Source organism: Falsiroseomonas frigidaquae (assembly GCF_012163145.1).
In the GTDB taxonomy this organism is placed as follows: domain Bacteria; phylum Pseudomonadota; class Alphaproteobacteria; order Acetobacterales; family Acetobacteraceae; genus Falsiroseomonas; species Falsiroseomonas frigidaquae.
In genome coordinates, this window is the sequence record NZ_JAAVTX010000003.1 from 465,535 (window position 1) to 487,758 (window position 22,224).

General features: G+C 70.4%; 19 protein-coding genes. 3 read left to right on the forward strand and 16 right to left on the reverse strand.

The window, feature by feature from the left end; genetic code table 11:
* The first annotated feature begins 98 nt into the window (after positions 1-98).
* The 3 genes from HB662_RS11280 to HB662_RS11290 all read left to right on the forward strand — a co-directional run bounded on the left by HB662_RS11280 (position 99) and on the right by HB662_RS11290 (position 3,280).
* Positions 99-1,076, forward strand: coding sequence for a Bug family tripartite tricarboxylate transporter substrate binding protein (locus HB662_RS11280; protein ID WP_168049808.1), 978 nt, complete (start codon positions 99-101; stop codon positions 1,074-1,076).
* 6 nt (positions 1,077-1,082) lie between these two features.
* Positions 1,083-1,985, forward strand: coding sequence for an ABC transporter substrate-binding protein (locus HB662_RS11285; protein WP_168049809.1), 903 nt, complete (start codon positions 1,083-1,085; stop codon positions 1,983-1,985).
* A 113-nt stretch (positions 1,986-2,098) separates the two neighbouring features.
* Complete coding sequence (locus tag HB662_RS11290) at positions 2,099-3,280, forward strand: MFS transporter (protein WP_168049810.1); 1,182 nt, start codon at positions 2,099-2,101, stop codon at positions 3,278-3,280.
* On the opposite strand, the gene HB662_RS11295 is transcribed toward HB662_RS11290, so the two are convergent.
* The 16 genes from HB662_RS11295 to HB662_RS11370 form a co-directional block, all read right to left on the reverse strand.
* On the reverse strand, positions 3,202-3,933 hold the full coding sequence (locus HB662_RS11295; RefSeq protein WP_168049811.1) for an ABC transporter permease subunit: 732 nt from the start codon (positions 3,931-3,933) through the stop codon (positions 3,202-3,204). The genes HB662_RS11290 and HB662_RS11295 overlap by 79 nt on opposite strands.
* Positions 3,930-4,844, reverse strand: a complete 915-nt coding sequence (locus tag HB662_RS11300; RefSeq protein ID WP_168049812.1) for an ABC transporter ATP-binding protein — start codon at positions 4,842-4,844, stop codon at positions 3,930-3,932. Before HB662_RS11300 ends, HB662_RS11295 begins: the two co-directional genes overlap by 4 nt.
* Positions 4,841-5,965 carry an ABC transporter permease subunit gene (locus HB662_RS11305; RefSeq protein ID WP_168049813.1) on the reverse strand — a complete coding sequence of 375 codons (1,125 nt, stop codon included), beginning with the start codon at positions 5,963-5,965 and terminating at the stop codon, positions 4,841-4,843. Before HB662_RS11305 ends, HB662_RS11300 begins: the two co-directional genes overlap by 4 nt.
* Positions 5,966-5,975: 10 nt before the next feature.
* Positions 5,976-6,893, reverse strand: a complete 918-nt coding sequence (osmF, locus tag HB662_RS11310; protein ID WP_168049814.1) for a glycine betaine ABC transporter substrate-binding protein OsmF — start codon at positions 6,891-6,893, stop codon at positions 5,976-5,978.
* Between the two features lie 169 nt (positions 6,894-7,062).
* Entirely contained in the window at positions 7,063-8,586 is a 1,524-nt protein-coding gene (locus tag HB662_RS11315) for an ABC transporter substrate-binding protein (protein WP_168049815.1), read from the reverse strand.
* A gap of 26 nt (positions 8,587-8,612) precedes the next feature.
* Positions 8,613-10,244 carry a hydantoinase B/oxoprolinase family protein gene (locus tag HB662_RS11320; protein WP_168049816.1) on the reverse strand — a complete coding sequence of 544 codons (1,632 nt, stop codon included), beginning with the start codon at positions 10,242-10,244 and terminating at the stop codon, positions 8,613-8,615.
* On the reverse strand, positions 10,241-12,295 hold the full coding sequence (locus tag HB662_RS11325) for a hydantoinase/oxoprolinase family protein (RefSeq protein ID WP_168049817.1): 2,055 nt from the start codon (positions 12,293-12,295) through the stop codon (positions 10,241-10,243). The genes HB662_RS11320 and HB662_RS11325 overlap by 4 nt, the downstream gene beginning before the upstream one ends.
* A 56-nt stretch (positions 12,296-12,351) precedes the next feature.
* Entirely contained in the window at positions 12,352-13,959 is a 1,608-nt protein-coding gene (locus tag HB662_RS11330) for a dipeptide ABC transporter ATP-binding protein (protein ID WP_168049818.1), read from the reverse strand.
* Positions 13,956-14,789, reverse strand: coding sequence for an ABC transporter permease (locus tag HB662_RS11335; protein WP_168049819.1), 834 nt, complete (start codon positions 14,787-14,789; stop codon positions 13,956-13,958). Before HB662_RS11335 ends, HB662_RS11330 begins: the two co-directional genes overlap by 4 nt.
* Positions 14,786-15,760, reverse strand: coding sequence for an ABC transporter permease (locus HB662_RS11340; protein ID WP_168049820.1), 975 nt, complete (start codon positions 15,758-15,760; stop codon positions 14,786-14,788). Before HB662_RS11340 ends, HB662_RS11335 begins: the two co-directional genes overlap by 4 nt.
* A 131-nt stretch (positions 15,761-15,891) precedes the next feature.
* Positions 15,892-17,493, reverse strand: coding sequence for an ABC transporter substrate-binding protein (locus tag HB662_RS11345; RefSeq protein WP_168049821.1), 1,602 nt, complete (start codon positions 17,491-17,493; stop codon positions 15,892-15,894).
* A 65-nt stretch (positions 17,494-17,558) separates the two neighbouring features.
* Positions 17,559-18,392 carry a VOC family protein gene (locus HB662_RS11350; protein ID WP_168049822.1) on the reverse strand — a complete coding sequence of 278 codons (834 nt, stop codon included), beginning with the start codon at positions 18,390-18,392 and terminating at the stop codon, positions 17,559-17,561.
* Positions 18,393-18,401: 9 nt separating this feature from the next.
* Complete coding sequence (locus HB662_RS11355) at positions 18,402-19,367, reverse strand: oligopeptide/dipeptide ABC transporter ATP-binding protein (RefSeq protein WP_168049823.1); 966 nt, start codon at positions 19,365-19,367, stop codon at positions 18,402-18,404.
* Positions 19,364-20,374, reverse strand: a complete 1,011-nt coding sequence (locus tag HB662_RS11360) for an oligopeptide/dipeptide ABC transporter ATP-binding protein (RefSeq protein WP_168049824.1) — start codon at positions 20,372-20,374, stop codon at positions 19,364-19,366. The genes HB662_RS11355 and HB662_RS11360 overlap by 4 nt, the downstream gene beginning before the upstream one ends.
* The gene (locus tag HB662_RS11365) at positions 20,364-21,215 is read right to left on the reverse strand and encodes an ABC transporter permease (RefSeq protein WP_168049825.1); all 852 of its coding nucleotides are present in this window, start codon (positions 21,213-21,215) and stop codon (positions 20,364-20,366) included. Before HB662_RS11365 ends, HB662_RS11360 begins: the two co-directional genes overlap by 11 nt.
* Positions 21,215-22,219, reverse strand: a complete 1,005-nt coding sequence (locus HB662_RS11370) for an ABC transporter permease subunit (protein WP_168049826.1) — start codon at positions 22,217-22,219, stop codon at positions 21,215-21,217. Before HB662_RS11370 ends, HB662_RS11365 begins: the two co-directional genes overlap by 1 nt.
* Between the last annotated feature and the right edge of the window lie 5 nt (positions 22,220-22,224).

The following is a 22,224-nucleotide window of genomic DNA, read 5'->3' on the forward strand; positions in this document are numbered from 1 at the left end:
CCCTTCCTGCCGCGTCAGCCTGCACCGCGAAGCCGGTCTTTGACAGTCCTGCCGCACACTGGTTTCATCAGGACAATTCGACGCGAAGGACGCAGCCCATGCCGACCAGCCGCCGATCCCTGCTTGCCGCCGCCGCCGCACTTCCGCTCGCCGCACCCGCTGCCTTGCGGGCGCAGGGCCGCTATCCGGATCGACCGGTGCGCGTCGTCGTGCCCTTCGCGGCGGGCGGCATCATCGATGTGGTGGGGCGCCTGGTGAATGAGCCGCTGGCGCGCGAACTCGGCCAGCCCTTCGTGATCGAGAACCAGCCCGGCGCCGGGTCCACCATCGGTGCGCGCACCGTCGCGCGGGCGCGGCCCGATGGCTACACGCTGCTGCTGAACGGCGCGGCGCAATCCGTGATCCCGGCGCTGTACAAGGAAGCCGGCTTCGACAGCGTGGCGGATTTCATCCCCGTCGGGCTGGTCGGCGACCAGACCTTCCTCGCCTGCGTGCATCCCTCCGTCCCGGTGCGGGACGTGCCGACGCTGCTGTCCTGGCTGCGGGAGAAGCGCGGCCAGGCCACCTTCGCCACCACCGGCATCGGCGCTGCCTCCCACCTCGCGGGGGAATTGCTGAAGAGCCTGGCGGGCGTCGATTTCACCGTGGTGACCTATCGCGGCACGCCGGCGGCGGTGACGGATTTCATCGCCGGGCGCATCGACATGATGATCGACAGCCAGACGCTGCTCGCGCCCTTCGTCGCCGATGGCAAGGCGCGCGCCGTGGCCGTCACCACCACCCGCCGGTCGAAGATCCTGCCGGAATTGCCGACCTTCGACGAGGCGGGCGTCACCGGCTACCGCGCATCCTCCTTCCAGGCGCTGTATGCGCCGACCGGCACCCCGGCGCCGATCGTGCAGACGCTGTCCGCCGCGCTGCTGAAGGTGCTGGCGGACCCGGCGGTCCAGGCATCCTTCACCGCACGCGGCGTGGACCCGATGCCGGGCGACAGTGCGGCGGCGCGCAGCTTCCTCGCGGCCGAATCCGCCAAGTGGCTGCCGATCCTGGAGCGCACCGGCGCCACGGCCGGCTGACCGGAGATGGAAACGCTGGTCCTGGTCGAGCCCTTCCGCGCCGTCTTCTACGCCCCCTACTACGTCGCGCTGGAACGCGGCTGCTTCACCGACCAGGGCATCCGGATGCAGCTGGAGACCGCCGGCACGCCCGATGCGGCGGCCGGCCGGTTGCTGGATGGCAGCGCGGACCTGGCCTGGAGCGGCCCGATGCGGCCGATGCTGGAACGCAGCCGCGATGCCGCGAGCCCGCTGCGCAGCTTCGGCGCGGCGGTGATGCGCGACCCCTTCCTGCTGCTCGGCATGGGCGCGCGGCCCGGTTTCCAGATGGCCGACCTCGCCACGATGCGCGTCGCCATCCCCTCCGAGGTGCCGACGCCCTGGTGGTGCCTGATGCATGATTTGCGCCTGGCCGGCGTGGACCCCACCACCTGCCCGGGCCATGTCCGCATGCCGATGCCGGAGGGTGCGGCGGCGCTGCGGGAAGGGCGCGTCGATGCGGTGATGCTGTTCGAGCCCTTCGCGGCGGCGCTGGAGGATGCCGGCGCCGCGGTCTGGTACGCCGCGGCGGATCGCGGCCCCACCGCCTATTCCGCCCTTTATGCCGTGATGCCGCGCATCGCCGAGAAGCATGCGGCCTTCGAGGCGGTGGTGCGCGGCCTGGGCGTGGCGCTGGACTGGACCAGGGATGCCACCCCGGCCCAGATCGCCACCGTGCTGGCGCCGCGCTTCGCCGACATGCCGGCGGACCACCTGCTGCGCGCCGTCGAGCGCTACCAGGGGCTCGGCCTGTGGGACAACACCACGCATCTGCCGCGGGCGGCGCTGGATGGGCTGGCGGCGGCCATGGTGTCCTCCGGCGCCATGACCCACCACCCGGGCTATGAAAGCTGCATCGAGGCCTCGCTGGATCTCGTGGGCCCCGGCTGAACCCGCGCGGAGGGAGGGTCTGCCCCTCCCCTGGCGCGGCTTCACATTTCCCGCCTGGTTGGAAATGATGGCGACGGGAATTGGGCAGGGGCAGGATGCAACGCAGCCAGAGAATGAACCTGCTGCTGGTCGCGCTAGGCGCCATGTTCCTGCAGCAGACCTTCGCGGCGCTGGGTCGCAACCTGCCTTCCATCATCGCGCCGGCCATCCTGGATGACCTGCGGCTCGATGCCGCCTGGCTCGGGGTCTATGTCGGGATCGGGGCGCTGGCCTCGCTGGGCTTCCAGCTCGGCTGCGGCAGCTTCATCATCCGGCACGGCGCGCTGCGGGTCAGCCAGGTGGCGCTGCTGATGCTGGCGGCGGGGCTGGTGGTGGCCTGCGCCGGGCCGCTGGGCTTCTTCGCCCTGTCGGCGGTGATCGGCGCGGGGGGTGCGGCGGTGTCCACGCCGGCCAGCTCACACCTGCTCGGGCGCTATTCGCCACCACGCTATGCGCCGCTGGTGTTCTCCATCAAGCAGACGGCGGTGCCGGCGGGGCTGCTGCTGGGCGGGCTGCTGGGGCCGCTGCTGACCGGCTGGTGGGGCTGGCGCGGCGCATTGCTGGCCTCGGCGGCGGCCTGCCTGGTGCTGGCGGCGCTGCTGCAGCCGCTGCGGGCCGAGTTCGATGCGGACCGCGTGCCGGGCCGCAGTTTCCGGCTGTCGGACTTCCACACGACGCTGGCGGTGGTGATGCGCGACCGGGCGCTGTTCAACCTGTCGCTGGCCTGCTTCGTGTTCAACGGGCTGCAGACCGTCTTCATGGCCTATTTCGTGGTCTACCTGACCGCGCTGGGGCATCCGCTGGCGGTCGCCGGCTTCGTGTTTTCCGCCGCCACGCTGATCGCGGTGCCCGGGCGCGTGCTGTGGGGCTGGATCGGCAGCGTGCTGGCGCCGCCGCGCGTCGTCATGGGGGCGCTGGCGCTGGGCATGGCGGCCAGCTCCGTGCTGGCCGGGCTGTCCGGGCCCGGCTGGCCGCTGCTGCTGCTGGGCGTGGTGGGCGGCGGCCTCAGCCTGACCGCCCTCTCCTGGAACGGCGTGCTGCTGGCAGAGGCGGCGCGGCTGGCGCCGGAGGGGATGCGCGGGGCGGCGACCGGCGGCGTGCTGTCCTTCGGCCAGCTGGGCGCGCTGCTGATGCCGCTGGCCTTCGCCGCGGTGCTCGGCCTGACCGGCCGCTATGATTACGGCTTCCTGCTCTGCGCCGTACCGTCGCTGCTGGCCGGGCTGGCGCTGCTGCGGCGGCCACGGCCGGCGCCGTAGCCGGCCAGCGCCAGCAGCAGCCCCTCCGCCGCGAAGGCCAGGGCGGCCGTCGCCGCCGCGCCCTGCAGCACCAGGAGCTGGTTCTGGTTCTGCAGCCCGAGCACGATCGGCGTGCCGAGCGTCGCCGCGCCGGCCAGCGCACCCACCGCGGCGGTGGCCACCGCCAGCACCAGCGCGACGCGCAGCCCATCCAGCACCAGGGGCCAGGCCAGTGGCAGCTCCACCTCCCGCAACGCGCCGGCCGGGGTGTAGCCGAGTGCGAGGGCGGCGAGCCGCGCCTCCGGCGGCACCGCCTCCAGCGCCGCCACGGTGGCGCGCAGCACGGGCATGATGCCGTAGAGCAGCAGGGCCAGGATGGTCGGCCCCCAGCCGAAGCCGAAGGCGGGCACCGCCAGCGCCACCGCCACCACCGGCGGCACGGCCTGGGCGGCGGCGGCCAGCGCATCCGCCGCCGGGCGCAGCGCGCGGCCGGATGGGCGGGTCACCAGCACGCCCAGGGCCAGGCCGAGCAGCGCCGCCGGCACCACCCCGGCCAGCGCCAGCCCGGCATGGCTGGCGGCCAGGCCCAGCAGCCGGCCGGGCGGAAAGCCGCCGAACCAGCCCGGCAGCAGCGCCACCAGCGCCAGCCCCGCGGCCAGCAGCAGCGCCATCATCGGCCGCGCGCCAGCACGGCCTCCAGCCGCAGCGATCCCTTGCCGAGCGCCAGCACGTCCCGCCCCGTCTCCGCCATGCGGGACAGCGCATCGGCCAGGGTGGCGCCTTCCGGCAGGGCGGGTGCGTCGGCGGGGGCGGGGCAGGCATCCCGCGCCACCTCGGCCGGCAGCAGGGACAGGCGACGCAGGCCGGGCTGGCCGCCGCCGAGCAGGGTGCGGGCGAATTCCGGCGCATCCTCGGCCACCAGCGCGGCGGGCGCGCCATCGGCCACCACCGCGCCGTCGCGCAGCACCACCACCTGGCTGGCGAGTTCCAGCGCCTCCTCCGGATCATGCGTCACCAGCAGGATCGTCTTGCCCGTCCCGGCATGGATGCGGCGCAGTTCCGCGCGCAGGTCGCGGCGGGTGATGGGGTCCACGGCGCCGAAGGGTTCGTCCATCAGCAGGATGTCGGGGTCCGCGGCGAGCGCGCGGGCCAGGCCGACGCGCTGCGCCTGGCCACCGGAGAGTGCGCCGGGCAGGCGCTGCGCCAGGTCGGGGTCGAGTTGCACCAGTTCCAGCAGGTCGGCGACGCGGGTGGCAATCCGGGACGAATCCCAGCCCAGCAGCCGCGGCACGGTGCCGATATTGGCGGCGACGGTCCGGTGCGGGAACAGCCCGGTGGATTGCATGACATAGCCGATGGACCGCCGCAGCCGCGCCGGGTCCTGGCCCGCCACATCGGCACCGCGCACCAGCACGCGGCCGGCGCTGGGTTCCACCAGCCGGTTCACCAGCTTCATCAGCGTCGATTTGCCGGATCCGGAGGGGCCGACGAGGGCGCAGAGCACGCCCTCCGCGACCTGGAGGTTCACGCAGGACAGCGCCTCGGTGGCGTCGAAACTGACGGAGACATTTTCGAACGCGATCATGCGCTGGCCCCCAGCCGGTGTTCCAGCAGGCGGATCAGCGCATCCGCCGCCAGCGCCAGCGCCATGATCGGCAGCGCGCCGAGCAGCATCAGGTCCGTGGCGAATTGCGACAGCCCCTCGAAGACCAGCGCGCCGAGGCCGCCGGCGCCGACCAGCCCGCCGAGCGTCACCAGCCCGATCGCCTGCACCACCGCCACGCGCAGGCCACCGGCGAAGACCGGCAGCGCCAAAGGCAGCCGCACTTCGCGCGTGATGCCGCCCTCCGTCATGCCCATGGCGCGGGCGGCGGCGACGGCGGCCGGGTCGGCGGCAGCAAGCCCGCCCAGCACGGACCGCCAGAGCGGCAGCGCCAGGTAGCCCGCGGTGGCGAGCACCGCCGGCGCCGGGCCGATGGCGCCGAGGCCCAGGCCACGCAGCGCCGGCAGCAGCGCCAGCAGCCCCGCCAGCAGCGGGATCAGCGCCGCGAAGAGCGCAATCGCCGGCACCACCTGCACCGCGCCGAGCGTGGCCCCCACCGGCCCCGCGGCACCCGGCCGCCGGAAGCCGGCCCAGGCCAGCGGCACCGCCAGCAGCAGCGCCAGCGCCAGCGCGGCGCCGGCCAGCATCAGATGGCGCAGCAGCGCGGCATGCACCGCCGCCTGCCGCGCCCGGTATTCCACCACAAGGGACAGGGATTCGAAGCTGCCGGCCTGCCAGGGCAACCACAGCGCGGCCAGGGCGACGGCAGCCAGGGCCGCGCGGCCGGGGCCTGGCAGGGCGGCGCCACGCGCCACCACCAGCGCCGCGCCCGCCACCAGCCCGAGCCAGAAGCCGCCGCCCAGCCCTGCCCGCGCAGCCGAGGCCAGACCTTCCAGCGAATCCGCAGCGGCCCAGCCTGTTGCCACCAGCAGCAGCGCCACGCCGCCCAGCCCGGCGGCGGCCCCGAGCCAAGCCGGCACGCGGCGCGGCACGGCCAGCGCCAGGGCGGCCAGCGCGGCCGCCGCGGCCCAGCCCAGTCCCGAAAAACCGTTGGTCGCTGTGCCGGGTAGCAGGCGGTTCGGCGCGACCGTCAGCCAGGGCAGCAGCAGGCCGGCCAGCACCGCCAGCAGCAGCAGCGCGCGGCCCGCCTCCCCGGCGCGCATGGCGGGCAGGTCAGCCCAGCGAGGCGAAATGCGCCCGCGCCACGGCCGCCGCCGCCTGGCCTTCCACCGCCACGCGCGCGTTCAACTGCTGCAGCTTCTCCAAAGTGAGGGAGGCGAAGACCGGGGCCAGCGCCGCGCGGATGCCCGGATGCGCCTCCAGCACCGCTTGGCGGACCACCGGCGCCGGCTCGTAGACGATCTGCGCGCCCTTGCTGTCCTGCATCACCACCAGGCTGAGGGCGGAGATCGCGCCATCCGTGCCATAGACCATGGCGGCATTGACGCCGGAGATGCCCTGGGCGGCGGCGCGCATGGTCACCGCCGTATCACCGCCCGGCAGCACCACGATGCGGTCGCGCGGGAAACTGAAGCCGTAGGTGCGCTCGAAGCTGCCCAGCGCGGCCGGGCTCTCGACGAATTCGGCTGACGCCGCGAGGCGCAGCTTGCCGGCCCCGGCAGCGCGGCCGAAATCCTCCATGGTGGCGAGGTTCTCGGCACGGGCCACATCGCCGCGGACGGCGATGGCCCAGGTATTGTTGGCCGGGGCACGGGCCAGCCAGATCAGCCTGTTGGCCTCCCGGTCCAGCCGCGCCACAGCCTCATAGGCGGTGTCGCCGTTGCGCCAGGCCGGCGCCTCCGGCTGCTGGAAGAAGAAGGCGCCGTTGCCGGTGTATTCGGGATAGAGGTCGATCTCGCCCGCCACCAGCGCGGTGCGGACGATGCGCGTTGGGCCGAGCGACAGCCGCGCCTCGGTCGGGATACTGGCGCGTTCCAGCGCCACCAGGATCAGGTTGCCGAGCAGCGCGCCCTCGGTGTCGATCTTCGAGGAGACCACCACCGGCCGCGCCGCCTGGGCGCGCGCCAGGTGCGGGGCTGCCAAAACCAGGGGAAGCGCGGCCAGAAGCCGCCGCCGGATGATGCCTGCCATGATCCTGTCCTGTCCCGCTTCGGTGCCAAGCTCTGCCAGCAGCACAGCGTGCCACATGGCCATCGGTTCCGTCCCGCTTCGGTTGCAGGGGGCCGGCCGGACCCAGATGGGGTCGGCCGGCCGCTTGACCACCCTGCTCAGACCAGCCTGGGCTCAGACCAGCTTGGGCTCAGCCCAGCGCCGCATCCTCCAGCGTGATGCCGGAGAAGAAGTTCAGCGCGCCGGGCATCGCCTTGAAGCCGGTGATCTCCTTCTTCATGGCATAGCCTTGGCTGCGCCAGGCGAGGCCGACCATCGGCACCTCCTCCAGCGCCACGCGCTGTGCCTCCCGGTAGATGGTGCGGCGCTTGGCCGGGTCGAATTCGGCGCGGCCGGCCTGCATCAGCTCCTCCAGCTTCGGAATCCGCAGCCCGGCGCTGCGGGTGTAGGAAGGCGAGAGCGAGCCATCGATCAGGTTGTTCAGCCCATCCGCGTCGTTGTTGTCCGTTGCCGTGCCCATCACCGCGATGTCGAACTGGCCGCGATTGCCGAGGTTCACCCGCGTCGCCCAATCCGGCAGGCGCAGCTCCGCCTGGATGCCGACGGCCGCCAGGTGCTGCTGCACCACCTCCGCCGTGTCCTTGTGCATGCCGTATTGCGCGGTGGACAGAAGGGAGGTGCTGAAGCCATTGGCCAGCCCGGCTTCCCGCAGCAGGGCCTTCGACTTGTCCGGGTCATAGGCCTGGCCCTTGGACAGCGCCTCGTCGAAGAATTCGCTGCCGGGGGCGATGGGCAAGCCCTCCAGCGGGCTGCCGCGGCCGAAGAAGGCGACCTTGACGATGTCGTCGCGCTTGATGGCGTGGGCGATGGCCCGCCTCACCCGCGCATCGCCCAGATGCGGCCGGGTGGCGTTGAAGTTGAGGTACATGAAGGGGCCGTTGGTGGCGTCCAGCCGCAGCCGCTCATCCGCCTCGATCGCTGCCATGGCCTGCCAGGGCACGTATTCGATGAGGTCCACATCGCCGGCGCGGATGGCGGAGACGCGCAGGTTCTCATCCGCATAGGCGATCAGCCGGATGCCGGTCAGCTTCGGCATGCCCGGCTTGTAGTAGCGGTCGAAGGCCGCGAGATCGATCGAGGTGCCGCGTTCCTGCGCCCGGATGGTGAAGGGCCCGGCGCCGATCGGCAGCACGCCCGCGCCGGTCGGGCTGCGCGGGTTGACGATCATCATGTGGTAGGACGCCATCCAGTTGGGCAGGGTGGCGATGGGCGCCTTGGTGGTGATGCGCAGCGTGCGCGCATCCGGCGTCTCCATGCTCGCGATCTGCTGCATCTCCGCGCGATAATGCGCGGTGGAGCGTTCGGCGGCGATCTGCTCGATGTTCCACTTCACATCGGCGGCGGTGACCTTCTCGCCATTGTGGAACACCGCGTTGTCGCGCAGCGCGAAGACCCAGACGGTGGGGCTCTCGTTGCGCCAGGATTCCGCGATCTCGCCGCGCAGCGTGCCATCCGGCGCGTAGGACAGCAGGCCGCGATGGATCAGCAGCTTCACGGTGGCCGCGGCCGTGCCGGTATTGGCCCAGGGCAGCAGGCTCGGCGGGAAGGAGGACAGGCCGAAGCGCAGGGTGCCACCCTGAGCCCGGGCGGTGCCACCCGGCAGGAAGGGCAAGGCGGCGGTGGTGGCGATCAGGCCACGACGGGTGAAGCGCATGGTAAAGTCTCCCTTTTGTTGTTGGCTCAGTCTGCTCCGTAGATCGTCTGCGCGGCCTGCGGCGTGATGCTGCCTTCGGCCAGGTCGCGTTGCAGCGCAGCTGGGTCGCGTTCCGCCGGCGGGCCGTAGCCGCCGCCGCCGGGGGTGATGATCTCCACCCAGTCGCCCGCCTGCAACAAGCCATTGCCGAGCACGAAGGGCGCGATGCCAGGCCCGTAGACGAAGCGCCCGCGCCCGCCCGGCTGCCCGCCCTGCAGGCCCCAGGGGGCGGAGGCGAAGCGGGACCCATCCATCCGCAGGCGGCATTCGGCTTCAGCGCGATAGACGCGGCGCAGCCCCATGCCGCCGCGCTGCCGCCCGGCGCCGCCGGAGCCTTCCACCAGCTCGTAGCGCATCAGCGTCAGCGGATACTCGATCTCCAGCGCCTCCACCGGCAGGTTGGAGGTGTTGGTGGTGTGCACATGCACGCCATCCAGCCCGTCCTTCGTGGCGCGGGCGCCGAAACCGCCGCCGATGGTCTCCAGATAGACCCAGGGCTCGCCGGTGATGGGCTGGCGGCCGACGAAGGAGGCGACGAAGCAGGCGCCGTTATGCGCCGCCGTCACCCGTTCGGGCACCGCCTGGGCCAGCGCGCCATGGATGAGGTCCACCACGCGCTGGCAGGTGGACAGCCGCGCATTCACCGCGGCCGGCAGCACGCAGTTCAGCACGCTGCCTTCCCGCGCCGTGACCTGCAGCGGCCGCGCCAGGCCGGCATTGGGCAGCAGCGTCGGGTCCACCACGGTCTTCACCGCGTAGTAGACGGTGGCGAGCAGCGCGGTGAAGGTCATGTTGATGCCGGCGCGCACCTGGTCCGGCCCGTCGAAATCGAGCGACATGGTATCGCCCGCAACGGTGAGGGTGAGCGTCAGCGGCAATTCGCCGCTGATCTCCGGGCTGTCATGCACATCGGCGAAGGTCCATGTGCCGTCGGGGATCGCGGCGATGCCGGCGCGCATCTTGCGCTCCGCGTAGTCCTGCAGGGCCTCGCCGGCCGCCAGCACCGTCTCCGTGCCGTATTTCGCACACAGCGCCTGCATCCGGGACACGCCGAGCCGGTTCGCCGCCATCTGCGCCCGCAGGTCCGACAGGCGCTCGCGCGGCACCTGGCAGTTCAGCAGGATGAGTTCCTGCACGTCCTGCTGCAATTCGCCGGCGCGGTACAGGCGGATCGGCGGGATGCGCAGGCCTTCCTGGAAGATATGCGCATGGCCGCGATCGGCGAAATCCGAGTGATGCGCCAGGTTCACGGCCCAGGAGACGATGCGGCCATCCACGAAGATCGGCTCGGCCAGCACGATGTCGGGCAGGTGGGTGCCGCCGCCCTCATAGGCGTCGTTGCCGACGAAGACGTCGCCGGGCTGCATCCGCTCCATCGGGTGGCGCTTCAGGATATGCGCGATGATGCCGATGAAGCTGCCGAGATGAATCGGGATGTGTTCCGCCTGGCACAGCGTAGCGCCCGCGATATCGAACAGCGCAGTGGAACAGTCCCGCCTTTCCTTGATGTTGGTGGAGTAGGAGGCACGGACCAGCGCCTCCCCCATCTCCTCGACGATGGAGGACAGGGCGGAGCCGATGACCTCGACGGTGATCGGGTCCGGACGCGTGTTGCTCATGGCGCCGCCTCCAGGATCAGGTTCTCGTATTCATCCACGCGGGCCTCCTGGCCGGGCAGGATGACGGTGGTGGCATCCATCTGCTCGATGATGGCGGGGCCGGCGATGCGGTTGCCGGGGGCGAGGCGATCCCGCGCATAGACCGGCACGGCGACGACGCCCTGCGATTCCGGCAGCCAGATGTCCCGAGTCGCCTCCAGCGCCGCTTGCGGGTCGGGACCCTGTAGCGGGCGGGGCCGCAGCTCCGCCTTACGGACCACGCCGGTGGCTTCCAGCCGGAAGGTGACGAGCTGCACAGCCTCCCCTTCCGCGACGAAGCCGTACATCTGGCGATGCGCGGCGGCAAAGCCCTCGGCCAGATGCGCCAGCGTGGCCGCGGTGAAGGGGCCGTCCGGCAGCGCGACGGGTAGTTCGTAGTTCTGGCCGGCATAGCGCATGTCCACGCTGCGGCGGATCATGCGCTTGTCGGAGGCGATGTGCTCCTGTTCGAACCAGCGCTGCGCCGTGGCGGTCAGGGTGGCGAAGGCGGCCTCCATGGGCGCGAGGGCGTCGTGATCCAGCGCCGTCAGCCGCGTGGCGGAGAAATCCGCGCGCAGGTCGGTCAGCAGCAGGCCCATGGCGCACAAAATGCCGGGGTTGCGCGGCACCAGCACGCGGCGGATGTCGAGCTCCTTCGCCAGCCGCGCCGCATGCAGCGGGCCCGCGCCACCGAAGGCGATCAGCGTGTAGTCGCGCGGATCATGCCCGCGCTGCACGGAGATGACGCGGATCGCCTTCGCCATGTTGGCGGTGACGACGGAGAGAATCCCCTGCGCCGTCTCCATCACCCCCATGCCGAGCTGCTTGGCCAGCCGCTCCACCGCCGCCAGCGACAGGTCGCGGCGGATCGGCATGCGGCCGCCCAGCAGATGCGTCGGGTGCAGCGTGCCGAGCACGACATTCGCATCCGTCACCGCCGCTTCCGGGTTGCCGCGGTCGTAGCAGACCGGCCCCGGATCGGCGCCGCAGCTGCGCGGGCCGACCTTCAGCAGCCCGCCGGAATCAACATAGGCGATGGACCCGCCGCCGGCGCCGACCGTGTGGATATCCAGCATCGGCGCCTTGATCGGGTAGCCATGCACGATGGCCTCCCCCGTCAGCCGCGCCGCGCCGCCCTGCAGCAGCGCGACATCGGTGCTGGTGCCGCCCATGTCGAAGGTGATGAGGTCGGGGAAGCCCGAAAGCTGCCCGATGGCCTGCGCCCCGACCACGCCGGTGGAGGGGCCGGAGAGCACCATCCGCACCGGCATTTCCGCCGCCGCCTCGAAGCCGATGACGCCGCCATTGGATTGCGTGAGATGCGGCGTGGCGGTGACACCCAGCGCAGCCAGGCGTTCCGCGAGGCGCTTGATGTAGCCGCGCATCACCGGGCCGAGGTAGCTGTTGACCACCGCCGTGGACAGCCGCTCGAACTCCCGAAATTCGGGGGCAATCTCGTGGCTGGTGGTGAGGAAGATGCCGGGCAGTTCCTCCGCGATGATGCGCTTCGCCGTGGCCTCGTGCTCCGGGTGCACGAAGCTGTAGAGGAAGCAGATGGCGATGGCCTGCACGCCGGCCGCCTTCAGCGCCCGCGCGGCCTCCCGCACCGCCTGTTCGTCCAGCGCCGTCTCCACGCTGCCGTCGTGGCGGATGCGTTCCGGAACCTGCAGCCGCAGCTCCCGCGCCACCAGCACCGGCGGCTTGTCCACCTGCAAATCGTAAAGGTCCGGGCGTTTCTGCCGGCCGATCTCCAGCAGATCGCGAAAGCCGTCGGTGGTGACCAGGCCGGTGCGGACGCCGCGATGCTGGATCAGCGCATTGGTCGCCACCGTGGTGCCATGGCCGAAATAGGCGATGTCGGAGGGCGCCTGGCCGATCTCCGCCATGCCCTCCGCCACGCCGCCGGCGATGCCGCGGGAGGGATCATCCGGGGTGGAGGACACCTTCCAGACCGCGATGCGGCCGGTATCCTCCTCGAACAGACAGACATCCGTGAAGGTGCCGCCCGAATCCACGCCGACGCGCCAGCCCAATGTCGCGATCCCCGCTCCAGCCTGTCCGGCAGTGTCGCGCCGAACTTCGTGAACGGTCAATTCTTCCGCGCGAAATCCCGGCCGGGAACGGAGGCGAGCAGCGCCTGGGTGTAGGGATGCTCAGGCGCCTCGAAGACGCGGGCGATGGGGCCGTGCTCGACCACCTCCCCATCCTTCATCACCGCGACCAGGTCACAGACCTGCGCCGCCACGCGCAGGTCGTGCGTGATGAAGACCAGCGACAGGCCGAGCCTCTCGCGCAGCTCCGCCAGCAGCCGCAGCACCTGCGCCTGCACGGAGACATCCAGCGCCGAGACCGGCTCATCCGCCACCAGCACTTCCGGCTCCAGCGCCAAAGCGCGGGCCAGGCCGATGCGCTGGCGCTGGCCGCCGGAGAATTCATGCGGGAAGCGCTCGGTGGAGGCGGGGTCGAGGCCGACCAGTTCGAAAAGCGCCTTGGCGCGACGCATGGCTTCGACGCGCGGCGTGCCGTGGATCATCGGCCCCTGCGCGACCAGTTCGCCGGCGCGTCGGCGCGGGTTGAGCGAGCCATAGGGGTCCTGGAAGACCATCTGGATGCGATGCGCCTCCCGCCGCATCTGGCGGCGCGTGAGGCTGGCGAGGTCCAGCCCATCCAGCGCCACGCTGCCGCCATCGGGCGGAACCAGCCGCACCAGGCAGCGCGCGAGGGTGGATTTGCCGGAGCCGGACTCGCCGACGATGCCGAGCGTGGCGCCCTTCGGCAGCATCAGCGTCACGCCGCGCACCGCATGCGTCACCCGCCCGCCGCGGCCGAGGAAGCCGCCGGTGCGGTAGGTTTTTCGCACATCCTGCATCACCAGGATCGGCTCCGCGCTGATGGCGCGGGGCGCGCGGGCGGTGAGTGGCGGGACGGCGGCGATGAGGGATTGTGTATAGGCGTGTCGAGGCGCGTTCAGCACCTGGCTGGCCGGGCCTTCCTCCACCACCAGCCCGTGCTGCATGACAGCGACACGATCCGCGATTTCCGCCACCACGCCGAAATCATGCGTGATGAACAGCACGGCCGTGCCCTTGCGGCGCTGCAGATCCTTGATGAGGTGCAGAATCTGCGCCTGGGTCGTCACATCCAGCGCGGTGGTCGGCTCATCCGCGATCAGCACCTTGGGGTCCAGCGCCAGCGCCATGGCGATCATCGCGCGCTGGCGCTGGCCGCCCGAAAGTTCGTGCGGATAGGCGCGGGCGGCCTGACGCGGGTCGGGGATATGCACCTCGGCGAGCAGGGACAGCACGCGCGCCTCGATCTCGGCCTTCAGCAGGTCCGTGTGGATACGGAACATCTCGCCGATCTGGTCGCCGATGCTGCGCAGCGGGTTCAGCGCCGTCATCGGTTCCTGGAACACCATGGCGATGCGGGCACCGCGCAGCCGGCGCATCGTCGCCTCATCCGCAGTGGCGAGGTCCTGGCCCTCGAAGATCACCGCCCCGCCGGTGATGGCAACCCCCGGCGGCAGCAGGCGCATCACCGCGCCGGCCGTCATGGATTTGCCGGAGCCGGATTCGCCCACGACGCAAAGGATTTCGCCCGCATTGAGGTCGAGCGAAACCTGGTCCAGCGCATGCGGCCGGTCCGCGCCCTGGGGCAGCGCGACCGTCAGGCCCTGGATCGCCAGCACGGCGCTCACCGGCGGCGCAGCCGCGGGTTCAGCGCATCGTTCAGCCCCTGCCCCACCAGCGACACCGCCAGCACCGTCAAGAGGATGGCCAGCCCGGGAATGGCGGAGACATACCACTGCACCCGCAGCACATCCCGTCCCAGGCCAATGAGGTTGCCCCAGGAGGCGACGTTCGGGTCCGACAGCCGCAGGAAGGCCAGCGCCGATTCCAGCAGGATCGCCACCGCCATGACGACGGAGGCATAGACGATGATCGGCGGCAGCGCGTTGGGCAGGATCTCGCGGAAGATGATCCGTGCATCGCCCATGCCCAGCGTGCGACAGGCCTGGACGAATTCGCGGTTGCGCAGCGTCAGGAACTCCGCCCGCGTCAGCCGCGCCGGGGCGGGCCAGGAGACGGCGCCGATGGCGATGGTGACAGTAGTGAGGTCCGATCCGAAGACCGCCACCAGCACCAGCAGCAGCAGAAAATTCGGCAGCGTCTGGAAGGCCTCCGTCAGCCGCATCAGCACGTCATCCACCCAGCCGCCATGGTAGCCGGCCAGCGCGCCCACCACGATGCCGACCAGGATGGCAATGGCCGTCGCCACCACGCCGATCAGCAGCGAGATGCGTGCGCCGTGAAAGATCTGCGCCGCGATGTCCCGGCCGGAATTGTCGGTGCCGAGCGGGAAGCGCGGATGGCCCGCCGGCCATTGAAGCGGCCGCCCGGCCAGCGCCAGCGGGTCGCGCGGGAACAGCCAATCCGCCGAGATGGCCATGGCGACCACCGCCAGCAGCAGCAGCAGCCCGATCATCGCCGGCGGGCTGCGGAGGTAGCCGCGCAGGAAGGCCTTCATGGCGTGATGCGCGGATCCAGCCGCGCATAGAGCAGGTCCACCACGAAGTTCACGCAGATCACCAGCACCGCCGAGACGAAGACGATGCCGAGCAGCGTGTTCAGATCCCGCTGCACCACCGATTCATAGGCCAGCCGCCCGAGGCCAGGCAGGGAAAAGACACTCTCGACCACCACCGACCCGCCGAGCATGGTGCCCGCCTGCAGCCCGATCAGCGTCACCATCGGCAGCAGCGCGTTGCGCAGCACGTGCCGCACCACCACCCGCGTCTCATCCAGCCCCTTGGCGCGCGCGGTGCGGACGAAATCCAGCGACAGCACCTCCAGCATCGAGGCGCGCATGATGCGCAGGTAGATCGCCAGGAAGATCAGCCCGAGGGTCAGCGTCGGCAGTACCAGATGGGCGGCGATGTCCAGCGTGCGCCGCAGCCCGGTATAGCCGGCGCCGATCTCCTCCAGCCCGCCGGCCGGCAGCCATTGCAGGTGGACGGAGAACAGCACGATGGCCATCAGCCCGAACCAGAAGGAGGGCGTGGCGTAGAAGACCAGGCCGAGGGTCGAGATCAGCGTATCCGGCCAGCCATTCACCCGCCGCGCCGCCAGCACGCCCAGCACCAGGCCGAAGAAGAAGGCGAAGGACAGCGCGGACAGCATCAGCAGCAGCGTCGCCGGCAGCCTCTCGAAGATCACGGTGGAAACCGGCTTGCCGTAGATCGAGGAGAAGCCGAGGTCCAGCCGCACCAGCCGCCACATGTAGTTCGCCAGCTGCGCCGGCACGGAAAGGTCGAGCCCCATCTGCGCCCGCATCTCCGCCGCCGCGCGGGTATCCGCGCCGCCGCCGGTCTGCGCGATCAGCGCATCCACCGCATCGCCCGGCGCCAGTTGCAGCAGCAGGAAGATGCCGACCAGGATCAGCAGCAAGGTGGGCAGCGACGACAGAAGCCGCCGCCCCGCCAGAGCCAGAACGCGCATCAGCCGGCCTGCCGCACTTCAGGCAGGCCGAGGCCGCGGATGCGGCCCGCGGCTGGTGCCGCGAAGCCGAGGCGCGCGGATGCGCGGCGCACGGCGCCTGAGGGGCAGCGATGCGTCAGCATCGATGCAGCTCAAGATGCCAGCCACAGATCGTGCCAGGAGGAGGAGGCCCAGCGCGGGTTGTTGGCGTAGTTGCGCAGCCGCTTGTTGAAGACGGAGACGAAGATCTGCTCGATCGGCATCCAGACCGGCAGTTCCGTATTCACCCGCCGCACGAAATCGGCGTAGAGCGCGCGGCGCTTCGCCGGGTCCAGCTCCGTCTGCGCCGCATCCATGATCCGGTCCGCCTCATCATCCTGCCAGCCCCACTGATTGGTCCAGGGCGCCCCCTTCGGCTGGCCGGAGCGGTACCAGACGCTGGTCGAGACCGCCGGGTCGTTGCGGTACTGGTGCCAGCCGGTGGCGAGGTCGAAATTCCAATCGTTATAGACGGTGCGCAGGAAACCGGCCGCGTCCAGGCGCACGATCTCGACGCGGATGCCCACCTCCTGCAACGATTGCTGGATGAAGGTGGACCACAGGGCGATATCCTCCCCCCACGGCGCCGGGGTCAGGCGCAGCGTGAAGCGCACGCCACCCGCGCCACGGCGCTGCCCCGCCTCGTCCAGCAGCGCATTGGCGCGGCGGCGGTCGAAGGGGTACTGCGGCATCGGCTCCGTCGGGTAGTAGTCGGTGGAGACGGACGGGATCGGCCCGGTGCCGGCCTTGGCAAAGTCGCCGAGGAAATTCTCGATGAAGAAGGGCACGTCAATCGCATGCGCGATGGCGCGGCGCACGCGGAGATCCGCCAGGACCGGGTTCCGGAAATTGAACTCCAGGGTATTGGTGCGGGCGTTGCCCTCATTGCCCTTGGTCGTCACCTCGAAGCGCGGATCCTGGCCGAGGCGCTGGAGGTCCGCGATGGTGAGCGAGGAATAGGGGCTGAACAGGATTTGCCCAGCCTCCATCTGCGCCGCCGCGGCGGAGCGGTCCGTCACCACGCGCCAGACCACGCGATCCAGATAGGGCAGGTTGTCGCGCCAGTAATTCGGGTTGCGCTCCGCGATGATGTACTGGCCGCGCTCGTATTGCAGGAACTTGAAGGGGCCGGTGCCGATCGGCGCGGTATTCGCCGGATTCTCGCGGATATTCCCCGTCTCATAGACATGCTTGGGCGAGATGTAGCCGAGGTCCGGCAGCGCCCGCAGCAGCAGGCCGAGCGGCATCGGCCGGGCGTATTTGAACACCGCCGTATGCGCATCCGGCGTCTCCACCGCTTCGAGGAACTGCTGGAGCGCGGAGCCGTAGTTCAGAATCTTCTTCCACATCTCCATCGCCGTGAACTGCACGTCCGTGGAGGTGAAGGGGCGGCCATCATGCCAGGTGACGCCACGGCGCAGCCGGAAGGTGATGGTCTTGCCATCCGCCGAGCTCTCCCAGCTTTCGGCGAGGCAGGGCGCCGGCCGGCCACTGGCGTCCAGGTCCACCAGCGGTTCCTGGATCTTGCCGCCGACGATGTAGACGCCGGTGGAGGCCTGCAACGACGGGTTGAGGATGCGCTGCTCGGTGCCGAAATGCACCGTCATCACGCCGCCTCGCCTCGGCTGTTCCTGCGCCAGGCCACGCCCCGGCAGCGCCACGCTGCTGGCCAGCGCGGCGGAGGTCAGGAGTATCGCACGACGCGTCGCATCCATGGCTGGGCCCTCGGGTCTTTCGCGACGCAGCATGGGACCCGGGAGCGCGGCCCGTCAACCGAAGCTCACACCGCGATGAAGCGCAGCAGCACCCCGTTGGCCCGCGTCGCCGGCACGGCGGGCGCACCGCCCAACGCCGCCGTCGCCGCGGCCAGGTTCGTGGTGCCGAGCACCAGCGCCGCGGCGCCCTGTTGCGGCAGCCCATCCAGGGACACGTCCGGATGGCGCGCCGCCAGCGTGGCGCGATCCAGGAAGACGAAATCCGCGCGCCCGGCGCCGGAGGCGACACGCCAGGCGCCATCCGCCTCCGGCTCCGCCACCCGGTCGACCAGCCCGGCGAGCTCGGCCGCGCCAGCCTGCGGGTCGGCCGCCAGAACCTCGATCCGCAGCAGGCGGCAGGCGCCGTTGGCATGGGCTTGCAGCGCGGGGATCCACACATTCTCCCGCGTCAGATGCTGGCAGGCGAACAGGCCGAGTCCGGCCGGGCGCGCCGACTGCGGCCAGTGAAAGACCTGGAACCGCGCCTCCGCCGTGCCGCCGCCCGGCAATTCCACCGGACGGCCGAAGGCGATCGGTCCGGTGGCGGCGATGCCCTTGGCCTGCAGCTCCGCCACCCCCGCCGCCGCGTCGTCCGTGGTGAAGGCGACGCGGTCCAGACCCTCCCGCCGCGCCAGTGCCGCGCGCATCGGCGCATTGTGCTCGGTCGGCACCAGCACGCCCAGCAATTCGAGATAGTCCTCGCCGAACATGATGGTGTAATTGCCGGAGCCCATATGGGCGCTGTGCGTGCCGCGCGGCGACACGGTGAAGCCCAGCCCCCGCCAGGCCGCTGCGGCCGCATCCAGGTCGCGCACAAGCACCATCACATGGTCCACGCCGATCACATGCCGCAGGGCCATCGCTGCCTCCTATTCCGCGAAATGGCAGGCGGCTTCCTGCCTGGGCCAATCCGCCCGCAGCGCCGGGTCCTTCTCCGCGCAGAGCGGCTGCGCCTTCGGGCAGCGTGTGCGGAAGCGGCAGCCGGAGGGCAGGTTGGTGGGGCTCGGAGGCTCGCCTTCCAGCGCGAAAGTGTCCGTCACACGCGCGCCGCCGATCTTCGGGATCGCGGCGAGCAGCGACTGCGTATAGGGGTGCCGCGGCGTGGCAAAGACCTGCGCCGTCTCGCCGATTTCCACGATGCGGCCGAGATACATCACCGCCACCCGGTCGCAGATCAGCCGCACCACGGACAGGTCATGCGAGACGAACAGGTAGGTCAACCCGAACTGCTCCTGCAGCGACAGGAAGAGCTTCAGGATGGTGGCCTGCACGGAGACATCCAGGCCTGAGGTCGGCTCGTCCAGGATGACGACGGAGGGCTTCAGCGTCAGGATGCGCGCCAGGCCGACGCGGCGCTGCTGCCCGCCGCTGATCTCATGCGGATAGAGATCGAGATGCGTCTCCGGCAGCCCGACCGCGGCGAGAATCTCCCGCACCCGCGCCTCGCGCTCCGCCTCGCCCAGATCGGTATGCACGATCAGCGGCTCATGCAGGGAGGCGCGGATGGTCCAGCGCGGGTCGAGCGAGGCGCCCGGGTCCTGGTAGCAGTATTGCAGGTGCTGGCGGAATTTTCGGGATTGATGCGGCTTGAGCGGGGCGATGTCCTGGTCCTGGAACAGGATGCGGCCCTGGGTCGCGGTGTGGATGCCCATCAGCGTCTTGCCGAGGGTCGATTTGCCGCAGCCGGATTCGCCGACGATGCCGAGGATCTCGCCCGGCTGCACGGCGAAGGAGACATCGTCCAGCGCCCGCAGCCAGCCCACGCGGCGCTTCCACAAATTGCGCACGGGGAAGTATTTGCGGAGGCTTTGGACCTCAAGGATGGGCGCGCTCACGCCGCGAACTCCGTCAGCCGGTGGTGGCAGCGCACGCTGTGGCCCGGCCCGACCTGTTCCGGCGCCGGGCGCTGCTGGCAGATGGCGGTCGCGCGTTCGCAGCGCGGGTTGAAGCGGCAGCCGGGCGGCGGGTCGATCAGGCGCGGGATCTCGCCGGGGATGCCGCGCAGGCCGGTCTCGGCGCTGGGCAGGCTGTCCAGCAGCTTGCGGGTGTAGGGGTGGCTCGGGCGGTTGAAGAACTCCGCAACCGGCGCTTCCTCCACCTCCTGCCCCGCATACATCACGGTGATGCGGTCGCAGATCTCGTAGGCGGCGCCGAGGTCGTGGGTGGTGAAGAGCACGGCGACGTTGCGCTCACGCGCCAGACCCTTCAGCAGCTTCAGGATCTGCGCCTGCACCGTCACGTCCAGCGCCGTGGTGGGCTCGTCCGCGATCACCAGCTTTGGCTCCGGCAGCAACGCCATGGCGATCATCAGCCGCTGGCGCTGGCCGCCCGAGACCTCATGCGGGTATTTGCGCAGCAGTGCTTCCGGGTTCGGCAGCTGCACCAGCCGCAGCCATTCAACCACCCGCGCCAGGTCGGCCTCTCGCCTTGCACGGGCATTGCCCTTGAAGGACGGATCGCGCAGCAGCGGCGATTTCCAGTGCATCAAGTCGGCGATCTGTGTGCCGATGGTGAAGACCGGGTTGAAGGCGGTGGACGGGTCCTGCGGGATATAGGCGATCTCCCGCCCCCGCACTTCCCGCGCCAGCGTGCCTTCCGCCACCGTCAGCAGGTCGCGCCCGCCGAACAGCACCTGGCCACCCTGGATGCGGGCGGAGTTCTGCGGCAGGATGCCGAGGATGGCGCGCGCCAGGGTGGTCTTGCCGCAGCCGGATTCGCCGACCAGCCCGCGGATTTCGCCCGGGCGGATGGAACAGCTCACGCCATCCAACACCTTCGCCAGCCCGGCATCGGAGGCGAAGGCCACGCGCAGGTCGCGTACCGTGATCAGGTCACTTTCCACTGGAAGCCCGCCGCAGCCGGGGGTCGAGCACGTCGCGCAGACCGTCGCCCAGCAGGTTGAAGCCCATCACCACGATGAAGATCGCAAGCCCCGGGAAGGCCGCATACCACCAGGCCATCGGCAGGAATTCCCGGGACTCCGCAATGGTGCGCCCCCATTCCGGCGTCGGCGGTGGCGGGCCGAGGCCGAGGAAGCCCAGCGTGGCGGCCGTCAGGATGGTGCCGCCCATGCCGATGGTGGTGCGGACGATGATGGAAGAGGAGATGGAGGGCAGGATGTGCAGCACCATCACCCGCCAGGGCGAGCAGCCCAACGCGATGGCGGCCTCGACGAAGGTCTCGTTCTTGCAGGACCGCGTCTCAGCATACACAAGCCGCGCCCAGAAGGGCCAGTAGGTGGCGGACAGCGCGAGGATGACGTTCTCGATGGACGGCCCCAGGGTCTGCGCGATGGCGATGGCCAGCACGATCTGCGGCACGGCGAGGAAGACATCCGACCCGCGCATGAGGATGTCGCTGCCCAGCCCCTCGTAATAGCCGGCGATCAGCCCGATCGGCACACCGATCAGCACGGCGACCAGGATGGCGACGACCGCGATGGTGATGGTGATGCGCGCACCGAACAGCAGGCGCGAATAGATGTCGCTGCCCATACGGTCCGTGCCCAGCCAGTTGTCGGCATTGGGCGGGCTCAGCCGGATGGCGGTGTGGAATTCCGCCACGTCGCCGGGATGAGTGGCCAGCCACGGCGCCAGGATGGCGGCCAACACCACGACCATGATCAGCGCCAGGCCGAGCATGGAGGCCCGGTCCTCCGCCAGCTTCCGAAACACCTGTTTCATCAGCGGGTCTCCCGCGGGTCGATGAGACCTTGCAGGATATCGACCAGCAGGTTCACCACGATGAACATGGTTCCCGCAATGAGCGTAAAACCCATCACCGCATTGTAGTCCGAGTTCAGGATGGAGTTCACCGCGAACATGCCGAGGCCCGGCCAGTCGAACACCGCCTCCACCACCACCGCACCGGCCAGCAGGATGCCGAAGATCAGGCCGATCTGCGTCACCGTGCCGATCAGCGCATTGCGCAGCACATACTTCCAGACGATCTGCCGGCGCGGATAGCCCATCGCCGTTTCATACAGCACGTAGTTGCTCTCCAGCGCATTCAGCACGCCGGCGCGGGTGAAGCGCACGATGGTGGCGGCCGCCGGCAGCGCCAGGGTGGCGACCGGCAGGATCATGTGGTGGAAGGCGTCCAGCAGCGTCTCCATGTCCCAGTTGATCAGGGAATCGATGACGTAGAAGCCGGTGATCGGCTCCGGCCCCCAGCCCTCCACCCGGCCGGTCAGCGGCGTGATGCCGAGCCGCATCGAGAAGAACAGCTGCAGCAGGATGGCGAACCAGAAGCTCGCGATCGCCAGGCCGGCGATGGTGACGAAGCGCAGCCCGTGGTCCAACCAGGAATTGCGTCGCAGGGCGCTGATCACGCCAAGCGGCACGCCGATCAGCGTGGCGATCACCACGGTGACCAGCGTGAGTTCCAGCGTCGCCGGCAGACGGCTCAGCAGATCCTCCGAAACCGGTCGCCCGGTATAGATGCTGCGGCCCATGTCGCCGGTCAGGATGGACTGCACATAGCGCAGGAATTGGATGTGCAGCGGCTGGTCCAGCCCCAGCCGGGCCCGCATCTCCGCAATGGTGGCGGCGGAGGCGTTCTCCCCGGCGGCGAAAGCCGCCGGGTCGGCCGGGATGACATGCGAGATGAAGAAGACGATCGCCAGCAGGCCGAGCAACGTCGGCACGAACCAGATCACGCGGTTGACGACCAGGACGAGAATCTTCACGGGGC

Coding starts and splice junctions, on each gene's coding strand:
- HB662_RS11300 (WP_168049812.1), bottom strand. CDS start 4,844: ATGATCGCGTTCGAAAATGTCTCCGTCAGTTTCGACGCCACCGAGGCG.
- HB662_RS11315 (WP_168049815.1), bottom strand. CDS start 8,586: ATGCGCTTCACCCGTCGTGGCCTGATCGCCACCACCGCCGCCTTGCCC.
- HB662_RS11340 (WP_168049820.1), bottom strand. CDS start 15,760: ATGCGCGTTCTGGCTCTGGCGGGGCGGCGGCTTCTGTCGTCGCTGCCC.
- osmF (WP_168049814.1), bottom strand. CDS start 6,893: ATGGCAGGCATCATCCGGCGGCGGCTTCTGGCCGCGCTTCCCCTGGTT.
- HB662_RS11295 (WP_168049811.1), bottom strand. CDS start 3,933: ATGATGGCGCTGCTGCTGGCCGCGGGGCTGGCGCTGGTGGCGCTGCTG.
- HB662_RS11285 (WP_168049809.1), top strand. CDS start 1,083: ATGGAAACGCTGGTCCTGGTCGAGCCCTTCCGCGCCGTCTTCTACGCC.
- HB662_RS11290 (WP_168049810.1), top strand. CDS start 2,099: ATGAACCTGCTGCTGGTCGCGCTAGGCGCCATGTTCCTGCAGCAGACC.
- HB662_RS11320 (WP_168049816.1), bottom strand. CDS start 10,244: ATGAGCAACACGCGTCCGGACCCGATCACCGTCGAGGTCATCGGCTCC.
- HB662_RS11335 (WP_168049819.1), bottom strand. CDS start 14,789: ATGAAGGCCTTCCTGCGCGGCTACCTCCGCAGCCCGCCGGCGATGATC.
- HB662_RS11350 (WP_168049822.1), bottom strand. CDS start 18,392: ATGGCCCTGCGGCATGTGATCGGCGTGGACCATGTGATGGTGCTTGTG.
- HB662_RS11280 (WP_168049808.1), top strand. CDS start 99: ATGCCGACCAGCCGCCGATCCCTGCTTGCCGCCGCCGCCGCACTTCCG.
- HB662_RS11365 (WP_168049825.1), bottom strand. CDS start 21,215: ATGAAACAGGTGTTTCGGAAGCTGGCGGAGGACCGGGCCTCCATGCTC.
- HB662_RS11305 (WP_168049813.1), bottom strand. CDS start 5,965: ATGCGCGCCGGGGAGGCGGGCCGCGCGCTGCTGCTGCTGGCGGTGCTG.
- HB662_RS11345 (WP_168049821.1), bottom strand. CDS start 17,493: ATGGATGCGACGCGTCGTGCGATACTCCTGACCTCCGCCGCGCTGGCC.